The 14,144-nt window shown below is 40.4% G+C and carries 12 protein-coding genes; 7 read left to right on the top strand and 5 right to left on the bottom strand.

The genetic code is table 11. The annotated features are described in order from the left end of the window. Positions 1-98 precede the first annotated feature (98 nt). Entirely contained in the window at positions 99-1,544 is a 1,446-nt protein-coding gene (locus PR683_RS07495; RefSeq protein WP_109911443.1) for an ankyrin repeat domain-containing protein, read from the top strand. A gap of 32 nt (positions 1,545-1,576) precedes the next feature. Here PR683_RS07495 and srmB read toward each other — a convergent pair whose 3' ends face one another. The 4 genes from srmB to PR683_RS07475 form a co-directional block, all read right to left on the bottom strand. Then, positions 1,577-2,914 (bottom strand): ATP-dependent RNA helicase SrmB, encoded by a 1,338-nt coding sequence (gene srmB, locus PR683_RS07490; protein ID WP_196723768.1) that lies wholly within the window; start codon positions 2,912-2,914, stop codon positions 1,577-1,579. A 182-nt stretch (positions 2,915-3,096) separates the two neighbouring features. Then, the gene (gene gltS, locus PR683_RS07485) at positions 3,097-4,302 is read right to left on the bottom strand and encodes a sodium/glutamate symporter (RefSeq protein WP_042851630.1); all 1,206 of its coding nucleotides are present in this window, start codon (positions 4,300-4,302) and stop codon (positions 3,097-3,099) included. A gap of 392 nt (positions 4,303-4,694) precedes the next feature. Then, on the bottom strand, positions 4,695-5,612 hold the full coding sequence (gene hutG, locus PR683_RS07480) for a formimidoylglutamase (protein ID WP_123382546.1): 918 nt from the start codon (positions 5,610-5,612) through the stop codon (positions 4,695-4,697). Positions 5,613-5,614: 2 nt separating this feature from the next. Next, positions 5,615-6,346 (bottom strand): IclR family transcriptional regulator, encoded by a 732-nt coding sequence (locus PR683_RS07475; RefSeq protein ID WP_004912819.1) that lies wholly within the window; start codon positions 6,344-6,346, stop codon positions 5,615-5,617. 158 nt (positions 6,347-6,504) lie between these two features. On the opposite strand from PR683_RS07475, the gene trmN reads away from it, so the two are divergent. Continuing rightward, complete coding sequence (gene trmN, locus PR683_RS07470) at positions 6,505-7,239, top strand: tRNA(1)(Val) (adenine(37)-N(6))-methyltransferase TrmN (protein WP_272581732.1); 735 nt, start codon at positions 6,505-6,507, stop codon at positions 7,237-7,239. 31 nt (positions 7,240-7,270) lie between these two features. Here trmN and nadB read toward each other — a convergent pair whose 3' ends face one another. Continuing rightward, on the bottom strand, positions 7,271-8,866 hold the full coding sequence (gene nadB / locus PR683_RS07465; RefSeq protein ID WP_162598828.1) for an L-aspartate oxidase: 1,596 nt from the start codon (positions 8,864-8,866) through the stop codon (positions 7,271-7,273). A 384-nt stretch (positions 8,867-9,250) separates the two neighbouring features. On the opposite strand from nadB, the gene rpoE reads away from it, so the two are divergent. The 5 genes from rpoE to lepA all read left to right on the top strand — a co-directional run bounded on the left by rpoE (position 9,251) and on the right by lepA (position 14,127). Beyond that, positions 9,251-9,829 carry an RNA polymerase sigma factor RpoE gene (gene rpoE, locus PR683_RS07460; RefSeq protein ID WP_004912810.1) on the top strand — a complete coding sequence of 193 codons (579 nt, stop codon included), beginning with the start codon at positions 9,251-9,253 and terminating at the stop codon, positions 9,827-9,829. 58 nt (positions 9,830-9,887) lie between these two features. Beyond that, positions 9,888-10,511 (top strand): anti-sigma-E factor RseA, encoded by a 624-nt coding sequence (gene rseA, locus PR683_RS07455; RefSeq protein ID WP_004912807.1) that lies wholly within the window; start codon positions 9,888-9,890, stop codon positions 10,509-10,511. After that, a complete protein-coding gene (rseB, locus tag PR683_RS07450) occupies positions 10,511-11,461 on the top strand; it encodes a sigma-E factor regulatory protein RseB (RefSeq protein ID WP_004912804.1) in 951 nt (316 codons plus the stop codon). The genes rseA and rseB overlap by 1 nt, the downstream gene beginning before the upstream one ends. Positions 11,462-11,464: 3 nt before the next feature. After that, positions 11,465-11,929 carry a SoxR-reducing system protein RseC gene (gene rseC, locus PR683_RS07445; protein WP_164528609.1) on the top strand — a complete coding sequence of 155 codons (465 nt, stop codon included), beginning with the start codon at positions 11,465-11,467 and terminating at the stop codon, positions 11,927-11,929. A 404-nt stretch (positions 11,930-12,333) separates the two neighbouring features. Then, positions 12,334-14,127: a translation elongation factor 4 gene (gene lepA, locus PR683_RS07440; protein ID WP_042851876.1), complete on the top strand. Its 1,794-nt coding sequence runs from the start codon at positions 12,334-12,336 to the stop codon at positions 14,125-14,127. The last annotated feature ends 17 nt before the right edge of the window (positions 14,128-14,144 follow it).

Below are 14,144 nucleotides of genomic sequence, written 5' to 3'. Positions count from 1 at the left end.
ATGGCTTTTTATTTGTTACTAATAAAGTTGATTATTTCCCACCTTGGTTATTTGTATTTCAATATTCTTCCAACAAATACACTTGTTAGGGAGAAATCATGTCATTATCTACACAACAAATACTATCAAAAAAAGATGAGTATATTTTTGTTAGAGAAAATTTAAATATTTATCTACGGCACCAACATCAAGATATTAAATCATGTATAACAGAGTTATGGCCTAAAGATGTATTAAGAAAAGATTTTTTAGGCACTCAGGCACAATCAAAAGATTATATATTAGCTCTACTAGCACAAGGCGCTTATCATAAAAATTGGCGGAATATACAGGGTATTGAAAAATTAAGTAATAAAGATATTTATGATCTCGGAATTAATGCGGAATTATTAAATGACGAGCAAACGGGATTTCAAGCTAATATTTGTCGATTCAATGGCTTATATGTCCTTTGTTTTGCAGGTACTAACGATATTATCGATTTTTATAGTAATATCCGTCAAGGACTTGGTTTTTATGAGTCTCAATATTTTCAAGCTGTTGGTTTGATGAATATTTTATTCAATGCAGTAAATGGAAATACGATTTGTACGGGGCATTCATTAGGTGGGGGATTGGCTTCAATTGCGGCGTTAGCGAGTCAATCACCTTGTATTGTATTCAGTCCTGCAGGATTGGCAAAAAACACGATTAATAATATTGGGATTGATTATCACGTTGCTGAAAAAATTGCACAAGAAGGGTTGATACGTTATTACACGGTACAATATGACTGGCTCGATAGATTGCAAAACTCTTTACCGATCCCTTCTGCTTTGGGAAATTGTATTAAAATGGCTTATAGCGAACATAACTCTTGGAAAGATTGGTTACCGACCCGTTTAATAACAAGAAGTTTTATAGCTCATTCAATGCTTAAAATTATTAAGGTTATGTGCAAATATAAACCATGGAATAACTGGAATGCAATCACAGGTGAATATAATAAGGTACAAGAAATACCACTAGAAATTTTTCCTATTAAAGAAGAAAAACAGGGGATAAGTTGGCAAGAATGTTGTGAAAGTGCAATCAAAAAAGGAAATATAACTGAATTTTCAGCACTCTTATCATTAGATCATAAACCTTGTGATATTAATGTATTGGCACAACAGTCAGTCAGAACTGCCAATGGGCAATTTATTAAAGCTTTAATTGAATCTCGATATGGTCAAACAATTAAAATGCTTCAATCAAAAGGGCAAAAAAGTATTTTACATTTAGCTGCGCAAAATGGCCGTCTTATACAATCGCAGCTTTTATTGAAAAATGGATTAACAGTAAACATTAAGGATAGTTTAGGAAATACGCCTTTACATGATGCTTTAAATAGCCATGCACTCGATGTTGCTACACTATTATTGGAAAATGGAGCTGATTGGCGTATTAAGAATAATAAAGGCCTAGATTGTAAGGATATACTTGGTAACCATATTATTAAGCCTGATCTGCTGACTCATGAAGGAAAACAAATGCGAGAGAAAGTTTTACAAATGATGGGCTAAATAAAAAACGGGCCTAAACCCGTTTTTAGTCATTAGCTTTTATCGTTAGCGGTTGATATAGAAGGGCTAACAGGAGTACGACGTTTTCCAATATTTTTCTTGTCGCGATGGCGTACTTTTTCTTTTTTCTTAGCTTGTTCTTCTTTTTTCTTTTCTTTACGCTTAGCAAGTACTTTCTTTGATGGTTTTGGTTTATTTAACATCGCTTCTGAAGGAGCTTTAGTTGTTGGACGTAAAGAATCAACAACGCGAATCTTGATAGGCTCTTCAATATAACGAGTTATTTTACCAAATAATGGAAAGTCATGCGCTTCGACTAAAGAAATTGCCGTGCCTTTACGGCCAGCTCGGCCAGTACGGCCAATACGGTGTAAGTAGACATCTGCAGTTCTAGGCAAGTCAAAGTTAAAAACATGGCTAACGTTTTCGATATCTAAGCCACGAGAAGCTACATCTGTTGCAACCAGTACTTTAACTTGGCCATCAACGAGGCGGCGTACAGCTTCATTACGCTTAGCTTGTGGCATTTCCCCTTCAAGATAACAAGGTTCGATACCCGTTTCGCGTAACCATTGGACTAATTCACGTAAACGCTCACGCTTACGTACGAAGACGATGGCTTTGGTGACTTCATCTTGTTTTAACAAATGGCACAGTAAGGCTGTTTTATGCTCTAGTGTGTCAGCACGGTAATGAAATTGCTGAATTTTTTTACGTTCACGACGTGAAGGGTCGGCATCAATTTCAATTGGATCTTCTAATAAACGCTCAGCAAAGTCACGAATAGCTTCGCCTTCAAGAGTGGCAGAAAACAGCATAGTTTGCTTGCGCCAGCGTGTTTCGCCTGCAATTGTTTCTATGTCATTGGCAAAGCCCATGTCGAGCATGCGGTCAGCTTCATCAAGGATCAAAATCTCAACTGCGCGGCAGTCAAAGTTTTCTTCCTTAATATACTGGAGTAGTCGGCCTGTTGTTGCGACGACAATATCTTGATTTTCGCTGAAAACTTCAGCGTGGTTCATATAAGCAACACCACCAGTGATGGTAGCGATATCTAGATGATTATGGGCGCATAATTCTTTTGCTTGGTCAGCAACCTGCATGGCTAGTTCGCGAGTTGGCGTGACAACTAGAACGCGAGGCGGCCCTGATTTCTTTCTCGGGAAATCAAGTAAATGTTGGATCGCAGGCAGTAAAAACGCGGCGGTTTTACCTGTTCCTGTCGGGGCTGAACCTAATACATCGCGGCCATCCATTGCAGCAGGAATTGCTGCCGCTTGAATCGCGGTCGGACGTTGATAGCCTTTGTCTGAAAGCGCATTAATTAGGCTTTCATCAAGTTCAAGTTCAGTAAAAGTGGATGCAGTCATGATATACCTCTATTTGGGGCGCTGATTATAAACAGGTTAGCAAAATTGTTCACCTGAAAAAATCAGCTTTGCTCAAGTGTAACTGTTTTCACTACGGACAGGGAGCGATATATCTATGGATATGAGTGAAATATATAGAAGGTAAATAGTTGAAGGAGGAGAGAGCTCCTCCTTCAGTATACTTAGCTAAGCATATTAATTAACCATGTATGATAAGGGATACCCACTAAGTCAATGAGTACTGCACCACTGAGTGGCACAATCATGAAAGCTTTCATCGAAACTTGTTTGTAACGTTCACAAACCGAGGACATATTTGCCATTGCGTTTGGCGTCGCACCTAAACCATGCCCCATTAAGCCAGCACACATTACCGCAGCATCGTAGTTTTTGCCTAATAAGCGGAAAATGACAAAGACAACTAACAAAATTAAAATAATAACTTGTGCTAATAGGATGGTGAATAATGGCAAAGCAACGGCTTTTAACTCCCATATTTTCAATGACATCATAGCCATAGTCAAAAATAGGCCAAGTGAAACTTCAGAGATAAGGTCAACCGACTTTTGGTTAATACGGAACAATTCGACTTGGTCATTAATATTACGGATAACTATTGCAATAATCATCGCCCCGACATAGCTGGGTAATGAAAAGCCAGTTGCTTTGGTAAACTGCGCTGAAGCGAATTGACCGATAACCATAATCCCTAGAACGAGAGCTAGCATTTTTAAAAAAGCGTGAGCATCGATAGATTCAATTTTCCCTGCGATAGTTTCAGGAACCTGAACTCGCTCAACGTTTTCATCAGCTTTAATCTGCACGTTAAATTTCTTAATTAAGAATGTTGCAATAGGGCCACCGAGTAAGCTCCCTGTAATTAGGCCAAAAGTTGCCGCAGCAATGGCTGCAACCGTTGCGGATTGCACGCCAAGGCCCTCAGCCATGCCCCCGAAGGCTGCCGCACCGCCATGGCCTCCAGTAAGAGAAACACCACCAGCCATGATACCGATAACGGGATCAACACCGAGTAAATGCGCAAGGCCTGCACCAAAAGTGTCTTGGAAAATAACGACAAACCAGCAAATAAACAGGTAGATAAAGAGTAACCGGCCACCACTTTTTAAGATGCGGAAGCTGCCATCAATACCAATGGTAGTAAAGAAAGCGACCATTAAAAAGGTTTGTAAACTGGTATCAAAATTGATTTCAGCAAGGTTAAATGATTTGAGCCCCCAAATAATCAAACTAACCAGAAAACCGCCAATGACGGGAGAAGGAATACAAAAGCGCTGTAGCCATTCGATACGTTTTTTTAAGTGGATCCCCATGAGTAGGCAGATCACCGTTAGGAAGAGGGTGGAGAGTGTGTCGAGGTGTAGAATCATATTTTTCCCTTTTTAACTGTTGTCTTTCACGCTACAGCGTTGTTGGCCGCGCTCCGTTACCCTAGTCACATACTTTTGTATGCTCCTAGGGATAACGTCACTTGCCGCCTAGCTGTAACGCGAAATTCAATAGTTAAAAACCATTAATGCGCTACAGCGTTGTTGGCCGCGCTCCGTTACCCTAGTCACATACTTTTGTATGCTTCTAGGGATAACGTCACTTGCCGCCTAGCTGTAACGCGAAATTCAATAGTTAAAAACCATTAAGTTATCGTGCTACGGCTAGTTTGATAATCAACTTCAAAGCTATTTTTATTGTGGTGTTTGAAAATTAATTATCTTAACAGCGTGAGAAACAGTGTATTTATCAGTCGAATTGTTGTGTTGTTTTATTAGAATAAATATTGGTAAATCAAATAAGCCGCGAGTTTGGCGGTATGGTTGTCAATATCAAATTCAGGGTTGCATTCTGCGATATCAAAAACAGCCATTTTTTGGCTACTTTTGATAATGGCAAACAGTTCATCAAAAACTTCAGTGGAAATACCTTTCGGTGCTGGTGCGCTAACGCCCGGCGCAATGGCAGCAGAAAACACATCTAAATCAACGGTGACATATAAATAGTCTACGCCGTCAATAAATTTTTTAATTTTTTCAATTGCTTGAGGAAGCTTAGAATAAGCAAGTTCTTTATCGCGGATATATTGGCAACCTAATGAATCAGCGGTATCGAACAATACTTTAGTATTGCCATGGTCTGCGATGCCTAAACATAAATATTGAAAAGGGCGTTGGTGCTGCTGACACAACATGGCAGATTGTAAAAATGGGGTACCAGAAGTCGCGATAGGGGCTTCGCGTAAGTCAAAATGCGCATCAAAGTTAATAATACCGATCGTTTTACCTGCTTGATAATGTTCAACATAGTCAAACAGGCCTTGGAAGCTTGCAAATGCGACTTCATGGCCACCGCCAAGTACAATCGGCTTTTGGTTTTCAGCGAGCAGTGCGATAAGCTGGTCGGATAAACGACGTTGTGCGGCTTCCAGATTGCCATCATCACAGCTAATTGTACCGACATCTTTAATTGCAAGCGGTTGATGAATAGGTAACCCAGCCAGTTGATAGCGAATTGCATCTGGGCCTGCTTTAGCGCCTTGGCGGCCTTTATTGCGCCTAACGCCCTCATCAGAAGCAAAACCAATTAATGCAAATTCAGCAGGTGTGTGTTTATTAATGACTTGATGGATGCGCAAATGCTCTTGTGTTTCACCATCTGTGCGCCCTTGCCATTGGAAAGGTTGTGTCATAGTTACTCCAAGTTAATTAATTTAGTGATGTTATGCGCTGTTTGGCAGGTGTGCGTGATAAATTCATCCACGCGATGTGTAGAGCGGAATTCAGGTGCCATAACTGAAACGACAGCTAACACATCATTTCCTTTGAAAATCGGTGCAGATACCCCCAGTACGCCTTCATCGATTTCACTCACAGACATGCCGTAACCTTGCTTGCGTATCTGTTGTAAATCTTGTTGTAGCTTTATTTTTTGTTGTTCAGTGGTTAACTGCTTTGTATGAGCTTCAAGTACTTGGTTTTGATAGAGTTCATGACGAAAAGCTAACAAGGTTTTCGCACTTGCTCCCTTAACTAAAGTATTGCCTCGCCCAATAATAAAAGAACAGCGTAGCGCTTGTTCACTCTCAATCATGTCGACACAAATGGTCTCTCGTAAATTTGAGGTAATAATTGCCACCGTTTCTTGGGTTTTTTTCGCTAAAGTTTGCAGTTCTTGTTTAGATGCGCTCATCAATAAACTGTGGTGATAGTATTTTTCTTGATTTTTGATACTCTGCGAGCCGACACAATATGTGCCATATTGTTTTGCGTGAGATACAAATTCCCAATCTATGAGAATTGTTAGTAAACGATAGACTGTTGATAATGGGATCTCTAACGCTGATGAGATAGACTGTGGCGTCACTGGAGATGCGCAAGTTGTGATGTAAGACAAGATGTCTAAGGTTCTATTTATACTGTTCATAGCATCTCCTTTTTTTCGAACTTATCAGTAAATTTTTTTCGTCTCAAATATAATTCCCATAATATGAGAATTATATTGTAGCAAATAGGTTAATTTATGACTTTTATTTGCTTAGAATGAGAATATTCGAACAAGTATTAGCCAATTAGAGTGTTTGCATGTGTGAGCAAAAAAAGAATTACCGTAAAGGCGGTTTTACATTTAAACAGTTTTTTGTGGCCCATGACCGATGTGCGATGAAAGTGGGGACGGATGGCGTGCTATTGGGGGCTTGGGCTCCCGTGGACGGTGTTCAATCTGTATTAGACATTGGAAGTGGTAGTGGGTTAATAGCCTTGATGTTAGCGCAAAGAAATACAAAGTTACGTGTTGATGCGGTCGAATTAGATAGTGATGCCGCAGTGCAAGCGCAGGGAAACTTTACTGAATCGCCATGGGCTGAGCGTTTGCATGTTATCAACCAAGATATTGTCAGCTACAGTCAGTTACATTCAGTTCAATATGATTTGATTGTGAGTAACCCACCGTATTTCGAACCTGCTGTTGCGTGTCGGGACGAAAAACGAGACCAAGCGCGATATACCGCGACATTAACTCATGATGTATTACTAGAAAGTGCAAAATCCTGTCTTCTATCTCATGGACTATTTTGTTTAGTGCTGCCCTATGAGGTCGGTGAAAAAATGCAGAAGATGGCTGAGAATTCAGGCTGGTTTACTGCTTTTCGCGTTAATGTTAGTGATAAACCTACAACAGCCTACCATCGCATGCTATTGGGCATTCAACTGCAAGAGACACAAACACAAGTGACATCGCTGGCACTCAAAGATGAAAATGGTGAGTATACTGATGAATTTCGTAAACTAATTCAGCCATTTTATGTGAAATACTAAAGCCGGCACTTAAGGCCGGCCCTAGCTCACGTTATTCAGGTTGTAAAATAGTGGGGCCTGAATTAGGAAGTGGTTCTGGGTAATCTAAGGTGTAATGTAATCCCCGGCTTTCTTTGCGTTCTAATGCACAACGAACCATTAATTCAGCAACTTGAACTAGGTTTCGTAGTTCCAATAAATTATTTGAGATACGAAAGTTGGCGTAATAATCGTGAATCTCTTGTTGAAGTAAATGGATGCGGCGTAATGCACGTTCAAGGCGTTTAGTCGTTCTGACGATCCCCATGTAGTCCCACATAAATAGACGTAATTCATGCCAATTATGTTGAATAACCACCTGTTCATCTGAGTTATGTACTCGGCTTTCATCCCACTCAGATAAATAGGGAATATCATCGATCTGTTTGATCGTTTTATTAATGTTTTCAGCCGCCGCCCAGCCGTATACCAAGCATTCTAATAGCGAATTGGATGCCATACGGTTTGCACCATGTAAGCCGGTGTAGCTCACTTCGCCAATTGCATAGAGATTCGTGATATCAGTCATACCCGTTTCATCGACAATTACACCACCGCATGTGTAATGGGCCGCTGGTACGATAGGGATGGGCTCTTGAGTGAGGTCTAACCCTAAAGTCATCAATTTCGCATAAATAGTCGGGAAATGGTTTTTAACGAAATCGCTAGGCTTATGGCTAATATCCAAATACATGCAATCAGCACCAAGGCGTTTCATTTCATGGTCAATAGCACGTGCAACAACATCGCGAGGGGCAAGTTCACCACGATCGTCGTGATCTGGCATAAACCGGCTACCATCAGGGCGCTTGAGGTAAGCTCCCTCACCACGTAATGCCTCAGTTAATAAAAAATTACGTGCTTGTGGATGAAATAAACAAGTTGGGTGAAATTGATTAAACTCAAGGTTAGCAACACGACAGCCAGCTCGCCATGCCATTGCAATCCCATCACCAGAAGAAATATCTGGATTCGTGGTATATTGATAAACTTTGGCCGCGCCGCCCGTAGCCAGAACAATCGTTTTCGCTCGAATAGTTTCAACTTGTTCTTTTTGGCGGTTCCAAACGTAAGCACCTAAAATTCGCGGTGATTCAGCTGTGCTAGAAAGGATTAGGTCGACGGCATTATAGCGTTCTTTAATATGAATGTTTGGGTGAGCAAAAGCGAGGTCGACTAACGTGGTTTCAACTTCTTTTCCTGTCGCATCAGCATGATGGAGAATTCGTCGATGGCTATGGCCGCCTTCACGGGTCAAATGATACTGTGTTTCGCCGTTCTCGGTAATCTCTGTATCGAATAAAACACCTTGGTCGATAAGCCATTGAACGCATTGTTTTGCATTGGAGGCAATAAACTCAACAGCTTCTTTCTGGCAGATACCTGCACCAGCAATTAGTGTATCTTCTACATGAGATTCGATGCTGTCAGTGTCATCAAAAACTGCAGCAATACCGCCTTGTGCGTAATAAGATGCTCCTTCGCTAAGGCTGCTTTTACTAAGAATGGTCACTTGATGAAAGGGGGCGAGCCGCAAGGCAGCTGAAAGTCCTGCGACACCACTCCCAATGATTAAAATATCAGTGTAATGCTGTGTGGATTCGTTCATAAGTGTTTGCATGTATATAATAGTATGTATTGAGTTTTTTATGTTAGCCTATCGAGTGTCCTATTGCTATTAGTGGATGGCTGTTAAGGTACAGTATATTGACCTAGCGCTATTTACGTATTCAAATGGTTTTAGTGTGATAGCTATCGCATTCGTGCCTAAAATCTGTATGCTGTCTTCTGGATCTTGTAGTTAGTTGTTTTAATAAGGATCTTTAAGATCAACCAAGTAATTTTTTCATCAGTTTTGTAAATTTTTGACTATTTTTTTAGATTAAATTGAACTTCAACGAGTTCTACTACTCAAAGTAGTGCTTGCTTTAGGAAGGGAGAACATGATCAAGTTAACATATTATCGGCCTGAATTCGGGAGATACTTCCTGGAATGAGCGAGCAATTGACCGACCAGATTTTGGTTGAAAAGGTACAAAAAGGCGATCAACAAGCTTTCAACTTATTGGTGATAAAATATCAGCATAAAGTCGCGAGCTTAGTATCTCGCTATGTACCGCAAGCAGATGTGCCTGACGTTGCGCAGGAGTCATTTATAAAAGCTTATCGCGCCATTGGTTCGTTTCGTGGTGATAGCGCATTTTATACTTGGCTTTATCGGATTGCGGTAAATACAGCTAAAAATTATTTAGTTGCCCAAGATAGGCGCCCACCTGCGTCGGACTTGGAAGCGAGTGATGCAGAAAACTTTGAAACCGCGAGTGCCTTAAAAGAAATTTCGAACCCAGAGAACTTAATGTTGTCTGATGAATTAAAGAAAGTTGTTTTCCGGACCATCGAATCGCTGCCTGAAGATCTTAGAATGGCAATTACGCTCCGCGAGTTAGATGGTTTGAGCTATGAAGAAATCGCAGAAATAATGGATTGCCCAGTCGGCACCGTACGTTCTCGTATTTTTAGGGCAAGGGAAGCGATTGATAATAAAGTTCAGCCACTGATTCAACAGTATTAGTATGTTAAATCAGTCAATTAAACATAATTGTGATGCAATTAACTGAAGGTAATTGGGCATGCAAAGAGAGAAACTTTCCGCAATGATGGATGGCGAAGTACTAGACTTAGAACTGGTCAGCGCTATTTCACGTGATTCAACGTTAAAACAACGTTGGGAGAGCTATCATCTTATTCGTGATACTCTACGTAACGATACTAGTGAAGTCATGCATTTTGATATTGCAAGTAAAGTTGCGGCAGCATTAGAGAATGAAGCTGTGCGTATTAATCCTCAGGTAGTTGTCGAATCGCAGCCAGAGCCTGCGACTTGGGGGGCTTTCCCATTCTGGGGCAAAATTCGTCCTTGGGCGAGCCAGTTAACTCAAATTGGTGTTGCAGCCTGTGTGTCTTTGGCTGTAATTGTTGGCGTTCAACAATACAACCAAAGTAATGCGGTTGACTCACCGGTTGATGAGCCAATGTTCAATACCATTCCTGTCGGCAGCGGGGCACCAGTTAGCTTGAATATCTCAGATAACCAATTATTTGGTAATGAGCAGCAACTTCAACAAGTTGAACAACAAAATCAACGCATTAATGCGATGCTACAACAGTATGAAATTGAAAGACGCTCGATGCTCAACCAGCAATATCAAGAGTCTGCACAACCTGCGTCTTCAGCAGGAGTTAAATTGCAATAATGAATAAATGGTTATCCGTCATCTGCCTGACGGGCAGCCTGATTATTTCTAATCAAGCTTCGGCATCTGAAATAGATGCCGATGTTCTTTTTAAAGAAATGGGGAATGCTGCCCAGAACCTTTCTTACGAAATGTCTTATATGACATTTAGTCCGCAATCAATAACGCCTGTACGTTATCGCCATGCAATCATTAATGGTGAACCTGTTTCACAAATGATCCAAATGGACTCATCGCGTCGTGAAATTGTTCAAAAAGGTAATAGTATTAGTTATTTTGAACCAGGTTTTGATGCATTTAGCTTAAATGGCAAATATATAGTTGATAATTTGCCATCAGTAGTTTTTGCCAATTATCAGCAAATTAAACCTTATTATAATTTTATTGATGCGGGACGTACCCATATTGGTGATAGGCCTGCGTTAGTGATTCGCATAATATCGAAAGACAACTCTCGGTTTAACTATGTAGTATTAATCGATGAAGAAACGAAATTGCCATTACGTATCGACCTTCTTGATAATAATAGCCAAACATTAGAACAATTTCGTGTGATCTCGACGGTGCTAGATAGCCAAACAGTGAAAGACTCATTACTCGCATTAAGTAAGGTAAATATGCCACCATTATTGATTTCCCCTAAAAATGGAAATCCTTCTTTTAAATGGCAAGTTGGCATGTTACCTCCTGGTTTTGAAGAAATATCTCGTTCTTCGCGAAAATTAGCTGAAGACGACGTAGTAGAAACCGCAATGTTTAGTGATGGTTTATTTACCTTTTCTGTAAACGTGACAAAATCGACTAAAGGCCCGTTACTTGATCAACCGCTTCAAAATGGGCGTCGTACTATTTACACAATGACGCAAAAGCAAAATGTTATCACTATCATTGGTGAATTACCGTTAGCAACAGCGCAAGTGGTAGCAGGTAGTATTCAGTTTCGGGAGTAAATTATGGTAAAAGAGTGGGCAACAGTAGTCCGTTGGCAAAACGGTAGAGCTTTATTGCGCTATGGTTCTTCGTCCGGCTGTGGTAGTTGTGGTGCTCGTAAAACCTGTGGTTCTTATGCTTTAAGCAAAATAGGGCCAAATACGGAACATGAATTAGAAATTGCGATTGAACAACCGCTAGTTGAAGGGCAAAAAATTGAAGTGGGCATCCCGGAGGGAAGTTTGATCCGTTCAGCGCTATTAGTTTACTTAACGCCTATTTTGGGGTTATTTATTTTTGCAGGCTTAGCACAGGCGTTTGATTTTGAGCAGTTCTGGATAGCAATTTCAGGTGTAATTGGTGGTATTATTGGCTTTTATATTGCGCGTAGACTAGCCTCAAATTGGCGTGATGATGAAGCTTTTCAACCTGTTATTTTACAGATAGGGCTACCTCCAAGTGAGCTTTCAGTACAAGTTAATTGCTAAATTTCAATATGTTGAGTTAGAAGATTAATTTGATATTATCAATAGAAAGGGGAAACTTAAGTTTCCCCTTTTTGTGGATTAGAGTTAATTAACAAACAAATAGTATTATGGCGAACAAAGTTATTAACCAATTTTGTCTGTTTTGAGTTAGAAATTACAATAGATTGACTATGGCTATAGAAGTGGTTGGTGTGAGTTGTATTAATGATGAATCACGACAACTAATCTATTAACCTGATGCAGGTTTACAGTTGTTTTACATTGAATCTTTGTGTTAGCGGGTTCTTATATGTAAAATGCAGCTAATTAACAATCTTGTGATAATCATAGCATTTTAGTTTTGCTGCAATATTTGCACAAAGCTGATTTTGTAAGGCAATTTAAAAGAAGATATTACCTTGAAAATCAATAACATAAGAAATTTTTCCATCATTGCACATATCGACCATGGCAAGTCGACCTTGTCAGACCGCATCATTCAAATTTGTGGTGGCTTAACTGACCGCGAAATGGCGGCACAAGTTTTAGACTCGATGGACTTAGAGCGTGAGCGTGGGATCACTATTAAAGCACAGAGCGTAACGCTTGATTACAAAGCTTCAGATGGTGAAACTTACCAATTAAACTTCATTGACACACCGGGTCATGTTGACTTCTCTTATGAAGTGTCTCGTTCATTAGCTGCCTGTGAGGGGGCTTTGCTGGTGGTTGATGCAGGGCAAGGTGTTGAAGCTCAAACTTTGGCAAATTGCTATACCGCTATCGAGATGGACTTAGAAGTTGTTCCGGTCTTAAATAAAATTGATTTACCAGCTGCTGATCCTGAACGTGTTGCCGATGAAATCGAAGATATTGTCGGCCTTGACGCACATGATGCAGTTCGCTGCTCTGCAAAAACCGGTATTGGTGTTCAAGATGTGATTGAACGTCTTGTTAAAGAGATTCCACCACCTGTTGGTGATGCAGATGCTCCGTTACAAGCACTGATTATTGACTCTTGGTTTGATAACTATTTAGGCGTGGTTTCTTTGATCCGTATTAAGAGCGGAACATTGAGAAAAGGCGATAAAATTAAAGTTATGAGCACAGGGCAAGTGTATAACGCAGACCGCCTTGGGATTTTCACACCGAAGCAAATCGACCGCGATGTATTAAGTTGCGGTGAAGTGGGCTGGTTAGTTTGTGCGATTAAAGATATCACTGGCGCCCCAGTTGGGGATACATTAACTGGGGCTCGCAACCCGGCAGATAAAGCGTTACCAGGGTTTAAAAAAGTTAAACCACAGGTATATGCAGGCTTATTCCCCGTCAGTTCTGATGACTATGAATCATTCCGTGATGCATTAGGTAAATTAAGTCTAAATGACGCATCTTTATTTTATGAACCAGAAACTTCGACTGCGTTAGGCTTCGGCTTCCGTTGTGGTTTCCTTGGTTTATTGCATATGGAAATCATTCAAGAACGTTTAGAACGTGAATATGATCTTGATTTGATTACCACTGCACCGACTGTTGTGTATGAAGTGCAGCAAACTAACGGTGATATCGTGTATGTCGATAGCCCATCTAAGCTACCGGCATTGAACAATATTGAAGAATTACGTGAACCAATCGCAGAGTGTCACATGCTGATGCCTAAAGAATATTTGGGTAACGTTATTACACTTTGTATTGAGAAACGTGGCGTTCAGACCAATATGGTCTATCATGGTAATCAAGTATCGCTGACTTATGAAATCCCAATGGCAGAAGTAGTATTGGATTTCTTCGATCGCTTAAAATCAACGTCTCGCGGCTATGCATCTTTAGATTATGCATTTAAACGCTTCCAAGCATCAGATATGGTGCGTGTCGATGTTCTTATTAATAATGAACGTGTTGATGCTTTGGCCTTGATCACACACCGTGCGAATTCTCAATATCGCGGTCGTGAACTGGTCGAAAAAATGAAAGAGCTAATCCCGCGTCAGCAGTTCGATATTGCGATTCAAGCAGCGATTGGTAACCATATTATTGCTCGTTCTACAGTTAAACAATTGCGTAAAAACGTACTTGCCAAGTGTTATGGTGGTGACGTTAGCCGTAAGAAAAAACTGTTGCAGAAGCAAAAGGATGGTAAGAAACGTATGAAGCAAGTTGGTAACGTTGAGCTACCACAAGAAGCGTTTCTTGCTATATTGCATGTTGGTAAAGACTAAGTTTACAAGGAGCCTCA

The sequence above is a fragment of the Providencia sp. PROV269 genome, assembly GCF_028477785.1.
Taxonomy (GTDB): Bacteria; Pseudomonadota; Gammaproteobacteria; order Enterobacterales; family Enterobacteriaceae; genus Providencia; species Providencia rettgeri.
Note: the sequence above shows the minus strand (reverse complement) of the source record. Positions and strands in the feature narration are given on the sequence as shown.